The organism is Streptomyces chilikensis (assembly GCF_001642695.1).
GTDB classification, from domain to species: Bacteria; Actinomycetota; Actinomycetes; order Streptomycetales; family Streptomycetaceae; genus Streptomyces; species Streptomyces chilikensis.
This window is the reverse complement of the sequence record NZ_LWCC02000005.1, coordinates 980847-994494: the sequence shown is the minus strand read 5'-3', so window position 1 is coordinate 994494 and position 13648 is coordinate 980847. Positions and strand designations below refer to the sequence as shown.

The window sequence follows — 13648 nt, the reverse complement described above, 5'->3', positions numbered from 1 at the left end:
GGGACGTCGGCGCCCACGGGGCCGGGGAGCGGGCCGTCAGGTCGACGGTCCGCCCGTCGAGCCACCGACGGGCGACCGCCCGGGCGCCGTCGCCGGCCCTGGCCGCCCGTCCTCCGGACGGGCCGTGATCCCGTCGGCCGCGGGCCGCTCCTCCTCTTCCTCCGCCGTGAGCGCGGCGATCAGCGCCGCGGGCGTCGGCGTCTCCCACAGCAGCGTCGCGGGCAGCTGCCGTCCCGTGGCCCGGCCGAGGAGCGCGGTGAGGACGACGCTGTCGCGGGAGGTGAGCCCGTACTCCGCGAACGGCCGGTCGTCGGTCACCTCCTCGGGGGCCACCCCGTACCAGTCGGCGAGCCGTGAGACCAGCACTTCCCGGACCCGTCGCGCCGTGCTGCTCACAGCTCCTCCCCGCGCAGCGCGCCGGAGAGGTAGCCCGCCCGGCAGGCGGCCCGGGCCACCTTCCCGCTCGACGTCCGCGGCACCGCCCCGGCCCCGACCAGCACCAGGTCGGCCAGCCGCGCTCCGTGCCGGGCCGCGACCGCGGCCCGTGCCCGGGCCAGGCTCTCGCGCGTGCGCTCCCCGTCCACCCGGGTGCCCCTGCGGACCTCGGCCACCACCACGAGGCCTTCCCCGCCGTCGTCCCCGTGCGGGACGCCGAAAGCGGCGAGCCGGTCCCGGCGCACCACGGCCACCGCGGACCGCACGGTCTCCTCGACGTCCTGGGGGTGGTGGTTGCGGCCGTCCACGACGATCAGGTCCTTGAGCCGTCCGGTCACCAGCAGCCCGCCCCCGTGCAGTGCTCCCAGGTCCCCCGTGCGGAGCCAGCCCTCGCGGAAGGTCCCGGCCGGGCGTCCGGACTGCTTCCAGTAGCCGGCGGCCACGTTCGGCCCGCGCACCTGGATCTCGCCGACCCGTCCCTCACCGAGGACGGTCCCCGACTCCGGGTCGGCGACGCGCACCTCCTGTCCGGCCGGCCGGCCGCAGGCGGCGAGCCGTGCCGTCCCGCCGGGCCGTTCCTCGACGCGGCCCGCCGCGAGGGCCTCGGCGTCGCACTCCACGGTCACCGGCGGCCGGTCGCGCCGGTCGGCCGTCACGAGGACGGTGGCCTCGGCGAGCCCGTAGGCGGGGCACAGGGCCTCTGCGGCCAGGCCCGCCGGGGCGAACGCGGCGAGGAACCGGTCCAGGGTGGCGGGCCGCACCGGCTCGCTGCCGTTGAGCAGGGCCGCCACCCCCTCGAGCCGCAGGCCGGCGGCCTCGTCCGCGCCGATCCGGCCGGCGCAGTAGTCGTAGGCGAAGTTGGGCGCGGCGCTGACCGCCCCGGGGTACCGGCCGAGCAGGCGCAGCCAGCGCACCGGGCTCTCCAGGAACGCCACGGGGTCGAGCAGCACGGACCCGAGTCCGGCGTGGACCGGCGCGGCCACGCTCAGCACCAGGCCCATGTCGTGGAAGAGCGGCAGCCAGCCCACGGTCGTGGTGCGTCCGGGCGCGGCACCGAAGGCGGTGACGGCCTGCCGGGCGTTGGCGACGACGTTGGCGTGGGTGATCATGACGCCGGCCGGGCTGCGGGTGGAGCCCGAGGTGTACTGCAGGTAGGCGACGTCGTCCGGTGCGGGCCGGGGCAGCTCGGAGGCGGGCGGGCCCTCCGCGAGCGCGTCGACCTCGGTCACGGGCAGGCGCCCGCCGGTCGCCCGCTCCACCGCTTCCCGTGACGGTCCGTCCGTCAGCACGTGGGCCGGCTCGCAGTCGTCCAGCACGCCGGCCAGGCGTCCCCCGTGGCCCGCGAGGTCGGGCGTGAACAGCGGAACGGCGATCACTCCGGCGTACAGGCAGCCGAGGAAGGAGGCCGGGTACCCGAGGCCCTGCGGCAGCAGCAGCGCCACCCGGTCACCGGGCCGCACGGTCTGCCGCAGCCGTCCCGCGACCGCACGCGCCCGTGCGTCGAGGCCGTGCCAGCTCAGCGTGCTGTGCACGCCGGAGGAGTCCGGGCCGGGGAACGCGACGTGGGTGACGGCGGGCCGGTGGGCCCGGTGGGCGGCCCAGTGCCGGAGCCGGTCGGTCAGCAGCGGCGCGGGCCCGGACGTTTCGGTCATCTCGGCTCCCCTGAGGTGACGGGTGGTTCGGTCGAGGCCCCAGGTTCCGCTTCCGCGCGGCGGCGGAAGAAGACGGGACGCTGACAGTTCGTCCGGGAGGAACTGTCAGCCCGGTGACAACACCGGACCCGCCGGCCGGCGGGGCGGCGCCGCACACCGCCTTCCCCGACGGCCACGACGCGGGGCTGCGCCCGGCCGCCGGCCGCGTCCTGCCGGGCGCCGCCGTCGGTGTCGTGGCGCTGCGCCGCCCCGGCCGTCACCGTCGTCGAGCAGCGTGACGGACCCGTCGGGGCCGCGTACCGCCAGCCGTCCCGTGCGCAGCCACCCGTCACCGGCCGGGCGGCCGCGGAGTCCTGCGAGGTCACCGATCCGGGGGCCGCGCAGCAGGAGTTCACCGGCGTGGCCCGGCAGCACGTCCACCTCCGGGAAACCCTCGACGGCGATGCGCGCCCGGGTGCCCGGCAGCGCCGGTCCCGCCGTGCCCGGGCGGGCGTCCGCGGTCAGCGGGTTGGCCAGCGCGACGCCCGCGGCGGCGGGACCGTACGTCTCGACGACACGGGCGTCCAGCGGCGCCCGCAGCCGCTCGCCGGTGGAGGGGTCCAGCGGGGCGGTGACGACGGTGCGCACCGCGGCCAGGGCCTCGTGCTCGTGGGCGGGCCGCCGCCTTGTCACTTCGGTGACAAGCACCGCCGGGCGATCTGTCCGCCGTCGACGGGCCGGGCAACTTACCGGGCGGTAAGTTATCCGGGCCCCTGAGGCCCGCACGCCCTGACGTCCCCCATGCTGAGGGAGCCCGAGCCCGATGTCCGACCGATCCCGCACCAGGACCGAACCTCCCGGAGGCGACCCGCCGCCGGCAGGCATCCCCCCCGAACTCCTCGACCAGCTGAGGCCGTTCCTCGGCGAGATCATCGAGGAGGTGGTCGGGGCGATCCGCACCGAGATCGCCGAGTACGCCCGCCCCGCGGACGAGACGTACATGCACGTCGTGAACCGGGGTGTCGCACAGGCCCTGGAGGGTTTCCTCGCCCGGCTGTCCGGCTCCGGCACCGACTGGGACGACGTCAAGGCGACGTACCAGCGCATCGGGAGGGGGGAGGCCGAGGAGGGGCGCAGCCTCGACTCGTTCCAGGCGGCGCTGCGCCTCGGCGCGCGCGTGACCTGGCGCAGGATGAGCGAGCTCCTCGAGGTCCACCGGTTGCCGCCGCACGTGCTCATCACCTTCGGCGAGACCATCTTCCTGCACCTCGACGAGATGGCGGCCGCCACCACCAGCGGGTACACCGAGGCCCGGCTGCACGCCGCCGGCGAACTGCAGCAGCGCCGCAGCAGGCTGATCGACCTGCTCACCTCCGACCCGGCGGTCGCCCCGGAGGCGGTGGCCGGTCTCGCCCGGACCGCGCGGTGGCCGCTGCCGCGGGACATGGCGGTGGTCGTTATCGACCACGCCGCGGAGCCGGACGCCGTCCGCCCCATCCTGCCACCGGAGTTCCTCGCCCGGTTCGACGGGCAGGAGGGCGTCGTCGTGGTCCCCGACCCGGAGGGCCTCGGCCGGGAGCGGGCCATCACCGGGGCGCTGCGGGGCCTGCGCGCGGCGCTCGGGCCCACCGTGGGGCTCGACGCGGGCGCCCGCTCACTGCGCTGGGCCCGCGACGCGCTGGACCTGGCCCGGCGGGGCGTCCTGCCCGGCACCGGGCTCGTCCGCTGCGCCGACCACCTGGCCACCCTGCTGCTCTTCCGCGACGAGGACCTGGTCGACGCGCTCGCCCGGCAGCGTCTCGGCCCGCTCGACGCCGTGCGGTCCCCGCAGCGCGAGCGGCTCGCCGAGACCCTGCTGTGCTGGCTCAGCTGTGCCCGCAACGCGAGCGAGGTCGCCCAGCGCCTCGCCGTCCACCCGCAGACCGTCCGGTACCGGCTGCGCCAGCTGGAGGAGGTCTTCGGGGAACGGCTCCGCGACCCCACGGCGCAGTTCGAGATGCAGCTCGCGTTACGGGCCCAGGACCTGCGCCGCCCGCCGGGCTGACGGGCCCGCGGCCGGCCCTTCACCGTCCACCACCGCCGCCGGGGAGGGCGTCGCCGCCTCCGCCGGGGCGGCCTTCGCCGGACGCCCGCGCTCCCGGCCGGGGAGCGTACGAACGTACACCCGAGGTGTACGTTCGTACGCATGCTCACGGACCACTTCGCGGGCGACCCGCGCACGAACCTGGAACGCATGGAGGCCGGCGACCTCTACATCGCCGACGACCCCGAGATCGGCCGCCGGCAGCAGCGGGCCGTCGCCCTGGCCGCCCGCTACCAGGCCGCCTACGCCGAGGACGCCGCCGCGGCACGGCCGGTCCTGGCCGAACTGCTGGGCGCCCTCGGTGAGGAGGCGCACGTCCGCCCGCCCCTGTACGTGGACTACGGCTCCAACATCACCATCGGCGCGCGGACCTTCGTCAACTACAACCTCACCGCCCTGGACGTCGCCGCCGTCGTCATCGGCGAGGACTGCCAGATCGGCCCGAACGTCCAGCTCCTCACCCCCACCCACCCGGTGGAACCGGGGCCCCGCCGCGACAAGCTGGAGGCCGCGAAGCCGATCACCATCGGCGACAACGTCTGGCTCGGCGGCGGAGTGATCGTGTGTCCGGGGGTGAGCATCGGGGACGACTCCGTCATCGGCGCCGGCTCGGTCGTCACCAGGGACGTCCCCGCCGGTGTCGTCGCCCTCGGCAACCCCGCCCGAGTGGTGCGGAGCCTGTAGGACCGTCACCATGGCCACCGGACACACCGACCCCCGGCGCCGCGAGCGCATCCTCGACGCGGCCCTCGACCTCATCGCGGACGAGGGCATCGCACGCGTCTCCCACCGGCGGATCGCCGCCCGCGCCGGCGTCCCGCTGGGGTCGACGACCTACCACTTCGACGGCATGGACGACCTGCTGCGCGAAGCGTTCAGCCGCTTCACGCAGCACATCGCCGCGGTCTTCGAGGCCCGCCTGGCCGCACCGGCCGACCCCGCCCAAGCGCGGGAGGCCGTCGCCGACCTCATCCACTCCCTGTCCGGGGGGAGCCGGCGGGACCTCGTCCTCACCCAGGAGCTGTACACCCTCGCCGCCCGCCGGCCCGCCTACCGGGAACTCACCCAGGCGTGGATGCGCCGCAGCCGCGTCCACCTGGAGAGGCACTTCGACCCGGACACCGCCCGCCAGCTCGACGCGCTGATCGAGGGCCTGACCCTCCACCGCGCCCTGGCCACCGAACCCCACGACCGCGCCCTCACGCTGGAGGCGGTCGCCCGCATCACCGACACCGGCCGCCGGCCGCTCACCGGCCCGCCGGACGCCCTCCCCTCAGCCCCAGCACGGCCACGGCGTTCTCCTTCAGGATCAGGGGGCGCACCTCGTCCTTGACGTCCAGCTCCTCGAAGTCCGCGAGCCACCGGTCGGGGGCGAGGACCGGGAAGTCGGAGCCGAAGAGGACCTTGTGGCGCAGCGGACCGTTCGCCTGCCGGACCAGCTGCGGCGGGAAGTACTTGGGGGACCAGCCCGAGAGGTCGACGTACACGTTGGCCTTGTGGGTGGCGATCGAGATCGACGAGTCCACCCACGGCACCGACGGGTGGGCGAGCACCATGGTCAGGCGGGGGAAGTCCGCCGCCACGTCGTCGAGGAGCATCGGGTCGGAGTACCTCAGCTTGATGCCCCGTCCGCCGGGCAGCCCGGCGCCGATGCCGGTCTGCCCGGTGTGGAAGAGGGCGACCGTCCCGAGTTCCTGGAGCGTCTCCCAGAGCGGGTAGTGGGCCCGGTCGTCGGGCGCGAAGCCCTGCAGGCTGGGATGGAACTTGAAGCCGAGGACGCCGTACTCCTCGGCCAGGCGGCGCGCCTGCCGCACCGCGACGGCGCCGCGCAGCGGGTCGACGGAGCCGAACGGCAGGAGCACGTCGGCGTGTTCGGCGGCGCGCTCGGCGATCTCCTCGCTGGAGAGCGCCGGGCGGCCGAGGCCGGTGGTGGCGTCGACGGTGAAGACGACCGCGGCCATGTTCCGGGCGCGGTAGTGCTCGGCGATCTGCTCGAGGGTGGGGGTGCGCGGATGGCCGGCGCGGAAGTAGGCGGCCGACGCGTCCATCAGCTCCTGGTCCAGGGAGAGGTGGCCGTGGGCGTCGCACTCGACGTGGACGTGGGTGTCCAGCGCCGTGATGGCGTCCGGGTCGACACGGGGGAGGTAGCGGGTGGGCATGTGTGCGCTCCTTGTCGGGGCGGGCCGCGACGGCGTCGGGGCGGGTCGCGCGGCGGAGTCGGGGCAGGTCGTGGTGGCGGAGTCAGGGCAGGTCGTGGTGGCGGCGCTTCTCCTCGATGAGCCGGACCAGCAGCTCGTCCCTGTCGGCCACCATGCGCGCCTGGTCGACGCCGGCCAGTTCCTGGTCGACGCCGCGGACCAGGGCCTCGGTCAGCGCGGGGGTGAGCCGTGGCGCGCCGAGGTCGTCCATCCACCGCTGGGCGGGCGGCCCGAGGTGCTCCAGGGTGTGGGCCATGCCGCCCGGTCCGCCGGACAGGTGCTGGTTGACCAGGGGACCGAGCAGCGCCCAGCGCAGGCCGGGACCGTGGGAGACGGCCGCGTCGATGTCGGCGACGGTGGCCACGCCCCGTTCCACCAGGGAGTAGGCCTCCCGCCACAGGGCCGCCTGCAGCCGGTTGGTGACGTGGCCCGGCACCTCGCGCCGCACCAGGACCGGGCGCTTGCCGAGCCCGGCGTAGAAGCGCAGCGCCTCCTCGACGACGGACCGCCGGGTCCGCGCGCCGGGCACCACCTCGACCAGCGGGATCAGGTAGGAGGGGTTGAAGGGATGGCCGACCAGCACGCGCTCCGGATGGAGCGCGCACATCTCCTGCAGCCGTGTGGGCATCAGCCCGGACGTGCTGCTGGCCACGGGCGCCGACGGCGGGGCCGCCTCGTCCAGCTCGGCGAGCAGCCGCCCCTTGAGGTCCTCGCGCTCCGGGCCGCTCTCCTGGACGAAGCACGCCCCGTCGGCGGCCTCACCGGCGCTGCCGGCGAACCGCAGCCGGTCCGGCGCGGCCCCTTCGGCGAGGCCGAGGCGGGTCAGGGCCGGCCACGCCTGCCGTACGGCCTCCCGCAGCCGCCGCTCGGCCCCGGGCGCGGGGTCGTGGGCGAGGACGTCCAGTCCGCGGGCGAGGAACAGCGCGGCCCAGCCCGCGCCGATGACGCCGGCGCCCGCCACCGCGACGTGTCCGGTGCTCATCGGGCGTCCTCCGCGCGCCGGCGGCCGTACTCCGCGAAGGCGTCCAGTGCCGACGGGTCGACGAGCGCTCCCGGGGAGGCGACGGCGGCCGGGTCCGCGCCGAGCAGGATCCGCTTGACCGGCACCTCCAGCTTCTTGCCGGTCCGCGAGTACGGCACGGCCGGCACCGCGACGACCCGGTCCGGCACGTGGCGCGGCGACAGGGCGGAACGTATCCGCAGCGCCAGTTCGCGCCGGAGGTCGTCGTCGACCGTGGTGCCGGGTCCCGGCACCACGAAGAGGATCAGTTCGCCCATGCCGCCCGCGGGGTCCTCGAGGTGGACCACCACGCTGTCGGTGATCTCGTCGGCGTCCTGCAGGACCCGGTAGAACTCGCCGGTGCCCAGCCGCACCCCGCCCCGGTTGAGGGTGGCGTCGGACCGGCCGGTGATCAGGCAGGACCCCGCCTCGGAGAACCGGCACCAGTCGCCGAAGCGGAACGCTCCCGGATAGGCGGAGAAGTACGCGTCCCTCAGCCGGCTGCCGTCGGCGTCGCCCCAGAGACCGACCGGCATGGACGGCATCGGCGAGGTGATCACCAGCTCGCCCAGCTCCCCGACCACGGTCCCGCCGTCCTGGTCGAACGCCTTGACGTCGACGGCCAGGCTCGGGCCCGACATCTCGCCGGCGTACACCGGGGTGAGCGGCGACGCCTGCACCAGCCCGGTGCACACGTCGGTGCCGCCGCTGCCGACGTTGAGCAGGACCCCGCCGCCGAACTGCCGGGCCACCCACCGGGCGCCCTCCGGCGGGAACGGGCTGCCCGCCACCCCGAGCTGCCGCAGCCGGGACAGGTCGAACTCCTCGGCGGGACGCACCCCCTCCTTGCGGCACGCCATCAGATATCCGGGGCTCGCGCCCATCAGGGTCGCGCCGGTGAGCTCCGCCAGCCGCCACTGCTCCCGCAGGCCGGGGTGGAGCGGGTCGCCGTCGACCATCACGATCGACGAGCGGACGAGCAGCGCCGAGACGAGCGCGTTCCACATCATCCAGGCCGTGGTGCTGAACCACATCAGCCGGTCGCCGGGCCCCAGGTCCCAGTGGAAGGCGTGGTTCTTCAGGTGCTCGAGCAGCAGTCCGCCGTGGCCGTGGACGATCGCCTTGGGCCTGCCGGTGGTGCCGGAGGAGAAGAGCACGCACAACGGGTGGTCGAACGCGACGGGTTCGAAGGCGAGGGGCTCGTCGGTGTCGGCGAGCAGCTCGTCCCAGGGCACCGCGTCGTCCAGCCCGTGCCGTCCGTAAGGGACGTGGACGACGTGGCGCAGGCCGGGCAGCGCCGCGCGGATCTCGGCGACCTCGGCCCGCTTGTCGATCTCCTTGTCGCCGTAGGTGTATCCGGCGACCGCGAGCAGGACCTTGGGCCGCACCTGGCCGAACCGGTCGTTGACGCTGCGCGGCCCGAACTCCGGTGCGCAGCCCGCCCACACGGCGCCCAGACTGGCGGTGGCCAGGTAGGCGACCAGCGTCTCGGGGACGTTGGGCAGGTAACCGGCGACCCGGTCGCCCTTCCCGACTCCGAGGCGGCGCAGCCCGGCCCGCGCGCGCCGTACCCGTTCGGCGAGTTCGGCGAAGGTCAGCTCGAGGGGTTCCCTGGTCTGGGAGTGCGCGACGACGGCGACCGTGCCGGCGTCCTCGGGCCGGCCGAAGGCGTGCTCGGCGTAGTTGAGGGTCGCCCCGGGGAACCAGCGGGCGCCGGGCATCTCCCGGGTGGTGAGGACCTCTTCGGCGGGGGTGTGGAAGCGGACGCCGAAGTACTCCCGGACCGATTCCCAGAAGTCCTCCAGGGACCGTACGGACCACGCCCGCAGTTCGTCCCAGGTGGCGAGGTCGGCCTTCCGGTTCTCGCGCAGCCAGCGCAGGAAGCCGTGGACGCGTGCGTCGCGGACCTGCTCCGGGGCGGGCGGGCCGAGGAGTTCGGGTTCGCGCGGAGGGCGGGGGTCGCTCATCGTGCCTCCTCGGCGGCGGGTGCGGGGACGGGTGCGGGGGTGACCTTGGCGGCCCGGCCGGACAGGAACGCGTTCATCCGGTCCTTGGCCTCGGAGCTGCTCTGGGCGACGCCGGCCATCAGGGACTCGAGAAGCAGGCCGGTCTCGGGCGGGGCTCCGGCGATCCTGGGGAGGGCGTGGATCACGGCGTAGTTGGTGACGGGGGAGTTCCGTGCGACGCGGGCGGCGAGCGCGAGCGCCGTGGCCAGGCCGTCCCCGGTGGCGGTCCGATAGGTGGCGAGCCCGGCGGCGGCCCCCTCGTCGGCGTCGAGCACCCGGCCGGTGAGCATCATGTCGGCCATCAGGGCCACGCCGGTCAGCCGCGGCACCCGGACGGAGGCGCCCCCGCCGACGAACAGCCCCCGTTCGCCCTCCGGCAGGGCGAAGAAGGCGGAGTCCTCGGCGATCCGCAGGTGCGCCGCCGCGGCCAGCTCCAGGCCGCCGCCCACCACGGCGCCCTTGAGCACCGCGATCACCGGCAGGGTCCCGGCCTCGACCCGCTCGAAGGCCCGGTGCCACATGCGGGAGTGGTGCAGGCCCTGCACCGCGTCCCGTCCCACGAGTTCGCTCAGGTCCAGTCCCGCGCAGAAGTGGTCGCCGTCGGCGGTGAGCACCACCGCCTTCGCCCAGGCGGGCGGGGCGTCGAAGAAGCGGCCGAGACCGAGTACGGTGGCGTCGTCCAGGGCGTTGCGCTTCGCGGGCCGGCTCAGGGTCAGGACCGCGATGTCGTCATGACGGTCCAGCGACAGGGATGCGGGAAGGTTCTTCTCAGCGGTCACACCATCTCCAGACCATCAGGAATCTTGATGATCAACCATCGTTGATATCATCAAGATTCCTGTCAATACCTTGGGAGGGGAACGATGGAGGAAGCCGGGGGCCGTGGCGCTCCGTCCTTGCTGTACGCGGTCAAGCGCCTCGAACTGGTCATCCGCGCGCGGCTCGACGAGATGCTCCGCGGCTCGGGGGTGACCACCCTGCAGTACACGGCGCTGACCGTGCTCGAGCGCCGTGACGGCATCTCGGCGGCCCAGCTGGCCCGCGACTCCTTCGTCACGCCCCAGGCCATGGCCGACATGCTGCGCTCGCTGGAGCAGCGCGAGCTGATCTCCCGCTCCCCCAACCCCGCCAGCCGCCGCGAGCTGCTGGTGCACCTCACCGGGGAGGGCCGCCGCCTCCTCGCCGAGTACGCCGACGCGCACGCCGAGATCGAGGAGCGCATGCTCTCGGGACTGGGCGAGGAGGAACGCGCGCACCTGCGCTTCTCCCTGGACCGCTCCTGGCGGGCCCTGCGCCCGCCCCGGTGACGGGGCCGGCGCGGGGCGGCCGGAGCGACCGCGCGGCTCAGACCGCCTCCCGCCGCTCCGCACGCCTCCCGGCGGGCGCGGCGAGCTCGTTGCCGCTGGTCTCGCCCAGCACCAGGACGCAGACCACGGTCAGCGCGCAGAAGCCGGCGATGACCAGGGAGATGGCCGTCGTGCCGCCGCCCAGCGCCTGGACCTCGGCGAAGATCAGCGGGGCGAAACCGGCTCCCAGGCCGGCGAGCTGGTAACCGAGCGAGGCCCCGGTGTAGCGGCTGCGGGTGGCGAACAGTTCCGTGTACAGCGCGGCCAGCGGTCCGTACATCATCGGATGCAGCACCGACTGCCCCACGACCACGGCCACCAGCAGCAGGGCGGTGCTGCCGCTGTCGACCAGCGGGAAGAGCGCGAAGGCGTACGCGCCCACCGCCACGGCGCCGGCGGCGACGACGGGCCGGCGGCCGAACCGGTCGCTGGCCGCCGACCAGCCGACGATGCCCACCACGGCCAGCGCGGACGAGACGGTGAGGGCGTGCAGCACCGTCTCGCGGCCGAACCCGGCCCGTACGGCGTAGGAGATGATGAACGTGGTGAGGGTGCCCTGCACCACGAACGCGCTCAGGCCGACGCCCACGCCGAGCAGCAGGACCCGTGGGTGGTTGCGCAGCACGTCCCACAGCGGGGCGCGCCGGGGCGCCTCCTCGGCGGCGGCCGACGCGAACACGGGCGTCTCCGTCACCCGCAGCCGCACGAACAGGCCGAGGGCCAGCAGGACGACGCTCAGCAGGAAGGGTATGCGCCAGCCCCAGGCGACGAAGGCCTCCTCCCCGACCGCCGAGGCGGTCACCGACATCACCACCGTGGACACCGCCATCCCGCACGGCGCCCCCGCGTTGGTGAAGCTCGCCCACAACCCGCGCCGTTCCGTGGCGTGTTCGGCGGACATCAGCACCGCCCCGCCCCACTCGCCGCCCACCGCGACGCCCTGCACCACCCGCAGCAGCACCAGTGCGACCGGGGCCAGGCCGCCGACGGTGCCGTACGTGGGGAGCACGCCGATCAGGAAGCTGGCGACGCCCATCAGGGTCATGGACAGCACCAGCATCCTCTTCCGGCCCAGCCGGTCCCCGAAGTGGCCGAACAGCACGCCGCCCAGGGGCCGGGCCACGTAGCCGGTGGCGAGGGTGCCGAAGCTGGCCACCGTTCCGGCCAGGGGGTCGAGGTCGGAGAAGAACACCTCGGCGAACACCACCGCCGAGGCGGTCGCGTACAGCAGGAAGTCGTAGTACTCGATGACGCTGCCGAGAAAGCTGGACGTCACGGCCCGGCGCAGCTGGGTGCTGTCACCGGGTGCGGGAGGTGAGGGCTTCATGCCAGGGCTCCTTCGCACTGCCGGCCCGAAGAACTGTCAGGTTTCCTGATCGACGGCCAGTGTCGAGACTGTAAGGAAACCTGTCAATGGTTCAGGAGAACGCCGTGCGCCCGAGCAGCCGGGCGGGCCGGGGCCCCCAAGGACCCCGGTCCGCCCGGCGATCGGCCGGCCCGGTCAGCCGGTGGTGCAGGCAGCGCCGTTGAGGGAGAATCCGGTGGCCGCGGCGGTGTCACCGGTGTGCGTGGCCTGGAATCCGATCGTGACGGACTGCCCCGGCGCGATCGTGCCGTTGAAGCTCACGTTCGTCGCGGTCACCTGGCCGCCGGCCGTCCTGTAGGCGGCGTTCCACCCGTTGGTGACCGCCTGCCCGCCGGGGAGGGTGAAGGCCAGCGACCAGCCGTTCACCGCCGAACCGCCGGTGTTGGTGATCGTGATGTTCTCGGTGAGTCCGGTGTTCCACGCGGTGACCGCGGCGGTCACCTTGCACCCGGTGCCGCCGGCCGGCGGAGTGCTGGGGCTCCCCGTCGTCGGGCCGGGGCCCGGGGTGCTACCGGTCAGCCCGAAGAACTGGACCGCCGCGGCGGCCATCCCGCTCGACGGCAGGGAGTGGCCGGCGCCCTGGATGCTGTACGACTCCACGTTCACCGCGCCGGACGAACCGGCGAAGCGCTGCCGGTTCCATCCCGGCTGCGGGGTGTCGGTGGACGTCGGCGTCTGACCGAGGCCGAACACGTCGGTCCACTGCTCGACGCTCTCCCGCAGCAACTGGTACGGCACGAGGGTGTCGCCGGTGCCGTGCCACAACTGGACCGGGGGCCGCGTGCCGCCGTACCCGGGGTAGGCCTGCCGGACCGCGTCGCCCCACTGCTGGGGAGTCCTGTCCATGCTCCCGCCGGTGCACCTGCTCGTGGTGGGCGGGTAGTCCGCCGCGTTGGCGAAGCATCCGAAGGGAACGCCCATGAAGGAGGCGCCCGCCTTGAACACGTCGGGGTGGAGGGCGAGCATGTGCTGCGTCATCATGCCGCCGGACGAACTTCCCGTCGCGTACACCCGGCCCGGGTCGCCGTTGTACTGCCGCTTCACGTACTCGATCATCGAGATGAGCGAGACCGGGTCGCTGCCGCCTCCGCGGCGCTTGGCCGCGTCCGACCAGGTGTCGAAGCAGTTGCCGAAGCCCGCCGACTGGGTGGCGGTCGGGTAGATGACGACGAATCCGTACCGGTCGGCGAGCGAGGCGAACTCGCTGCCGGAGTAGAAGTTCTGCCCGGACCCGCCGCAGCCGTGCATGGCCAGGACGACGGCCGGCTTCGCGGGGCGGTTGTCCGGCACGTAGACGTGCATCTTCATGTTGCCCGGGTTGTCACCGAAGTTGGTCACCTGGACCAGCGACGCCGCGGATGCCGGCGTCACCATGATCAGGCCCAACAGCGCGAGGCTGACCGCCACGATCGCGGCGGTCAGCCTCGATAACGGTCTGCGGGGAATCCTCATGGCCGACTCCTTCGGGTTCGCCGGACGGCGCCCGGCCGAAGCCGTCCGTACCGGCGGTGGGGGGAGCGCCTGCGAGCGGGCCCGCGGCGCAGGCGCGGTGGTCTGCGGCCGGCGCGGCCCCGGCCGGCCCG

At 74.5% G+C, this 13648-nt stretch carries 13 protein-coding genes; 4 read left to right on the top strand and 9 right to left on the bottom strand.

The features are described from left to right. Positions 1 to 36 precede the first annotated feature (36 nt). The 3 genes from A2U95_RS04470 to A2U95_RS04460 all read right to left on the bottom strand — a co-directional run bounded on the left by A2U95_RS04470 (position 37) and on the right by A2U95_RS04460 (position 2774). Positions 37 to 396: an acyl carrier protein gene (locus A2U95_RS04470; protein WP_166020922.1), complete on the bottom strand. Its 360-nt coding sequence runs from the start codon at positions 394 to 396 to the stop codon at positions 37 to 39. Further along, positions 393 to 2087 carry a fatty acyl-AMP ligase gene (locus A2U95_RS04465; protein ID WP_166020921.1) on the bottom strand — a complete coding sequence of 565 codons (1695 nt, stop codon included), beginning with the start codon at positions 2085 to 2087 and terminating at the stop codon, positions 393 to 395. Before A2U95_RS04465 ends, A2U95_RS04470 begins: the two co-directional genes overlap by 4 nt. A 105-nt stretch (positions 2088 to 2192) precedes the next feature. Continuing rightward, positions 2193 to 2774 (bottom strand): AMP-binding protein, encoded by a 582-nt coding sequence (locus A2U95_RS04460; protein WP_166020920.1) that lies wholly within the window; start codon positions 2772 to 2774, stop codon positions 2193 to 2195. 115 nt (positions 2775 to 2889) lie between these two features. Between A2U95_RS04460 and A2U95_RS04455 the strand changes: the two genes are divergently transcribed. The 3 genes from A2U95_RS04455 (at position 2890) to A2U95_RS04445 (ending at position 5482) form a co-directional block, all read left to right on the top strand. Then, entirely contained in the window at positions 2890 to 4110 is a 1221-nt protein-coding gene (locus A2U95_RS04455) for a PucR family transcriptional regulator (RefSeq protein WP_166020919.1), read from the top strand. Positions 4111 to 4251: 141 nt separating this feature from the next. Further along, positions 4252 to 4833 (top strand): sugar O-acetyltransferase, encoded by a 582-nt coding sequence (locus A2U95_RS04450; protein WP_166020918.1) that lies wholly within the window; start codon positions 4252 to 4254, stop codon positions 4831 to 4833. A gap of 10 nt (positions 4834 to 4843) precedes the next feature. After that, entirely contained in the window at positions 4844 to 5482 is a 639-nt protein-coding gene (locus tag A2U95_RS04445; RefSeq protein WP_166020917.1) for a TetR/AcrR family transcriptional regulator, read from the top strand. Here A2U95_RS04445 and A2U95_RS04440 read toward each other — a convergent pair. From A2U95_RS04440 to A2U95_RS04425, 4 genes are all read right to left on the bottom strand, one after another. Continuing rightward, the gene (locus A2U95_RS04440; protein ID WP_166020916.1) at positions 5397 to 6308 is read right to left on the bottom strand and encodes an amidohydrolase family protein; all 912 of its coding nucleotides are present in this window, start codon (positions 6306 to 6308) and stop codon (positions 5397 to 5399) included. The two genes, A2U95_RS04445 and A2U95_RS04440, sit on opposite strands and share 86 nt — an antisense overlap. Before the next feature lie 82 nt (positions 6309 to 6390). Next, complete coding sequence (locus A2U95_RS04435; RefSeq protein WP_166020915.1) at positions 6391 to 7329, bottom strand: 3-hydroxyacyl-CoA dehydrogenase NAD-binding domain-containing protein; 939 nt, start codon at positions 7327 to 7329, stop codon at positions 6391 to 6393. Beyond that, the gene (locus A2U95_RS04430; protein WP_166020914.1) at positions 7326 to 9314 is read right to left on the bottom strand and encodes an acetoacetate--CoA ligase; all 1989 of its coding nucleotides are present in this window, start codon (positions 9312 to 9314) and stop codon (positions 7326 to 7328) included. Before A2U95_RS04430 ends, A2U95_RS04435 begins: the two co-directional genes overlap by 4 nt. Beyond that, the gene (locus A2U95_RS04425) at positions 9311 to 10132 is read right to left on the bottom strand and encodes a crotonase/enoyl-CoA hydratase family protein (RefSeq protein WP_166020913.1); all 822 of its coding nucleotides are present in this window, start codon (positions 10130 to 10132) and stop codon (positions 9311 to 9313) included. The genes A2U95_RS04430 and A2U95_RS04425 overlap by 4 nt, the downstream gene beginning before the upstream one ends. Positions 10133 to 10216: 84 nt before the next feature. Between A2U95_RS04425 and A2U95_RS04420 the strand changes: the two genes are divergently transcribed. Beyond that, the gene (locus A2U95_RS04420; RefSeq protein WP_166020912.1) at positions 10217 to 10660 is read left to right on the top strand and encodes a MarR family winged helix-turn-helix transcriptional regulator; all 444 of its coding nucleotides are present in this window, start codon (positions 10217 to 10219) and stop codon (positions 10658 to 10660) included. A 37-nt stretch (positions 10661 to 10697) separates the two neighbouring features. Here A2U95_RS04420 and A2U95_RS04415 read toward each other — a convergent pair whose 3' ends face one another. Continuing rightward, positions 10698 to 12026, bottom strand: coding sequence for an MFS transporter (locus A2U95_RS04415; RefSeq protein ID WP_166020911.1), 1329 nt, complete (start codon positions 12024 to 12026; stop codon positions 10698 to 10700). 174 nt (positions 12027 to 12200) lie between these two features. After that, positions 12201 to 13517, bottom strand: coding sequence for an extracellular catalytic domain type 1 short-chain-length polyhydroxyalkanoate depolymerase (locus A2U95_RS04410; protein WP_166020910.1), 1317 nt, complete (start codon positions 13515 to 13517; stop codon positions 12201 to 12203). Positions 13518 to 13648 lie beyond the last annotated feature (131 nt).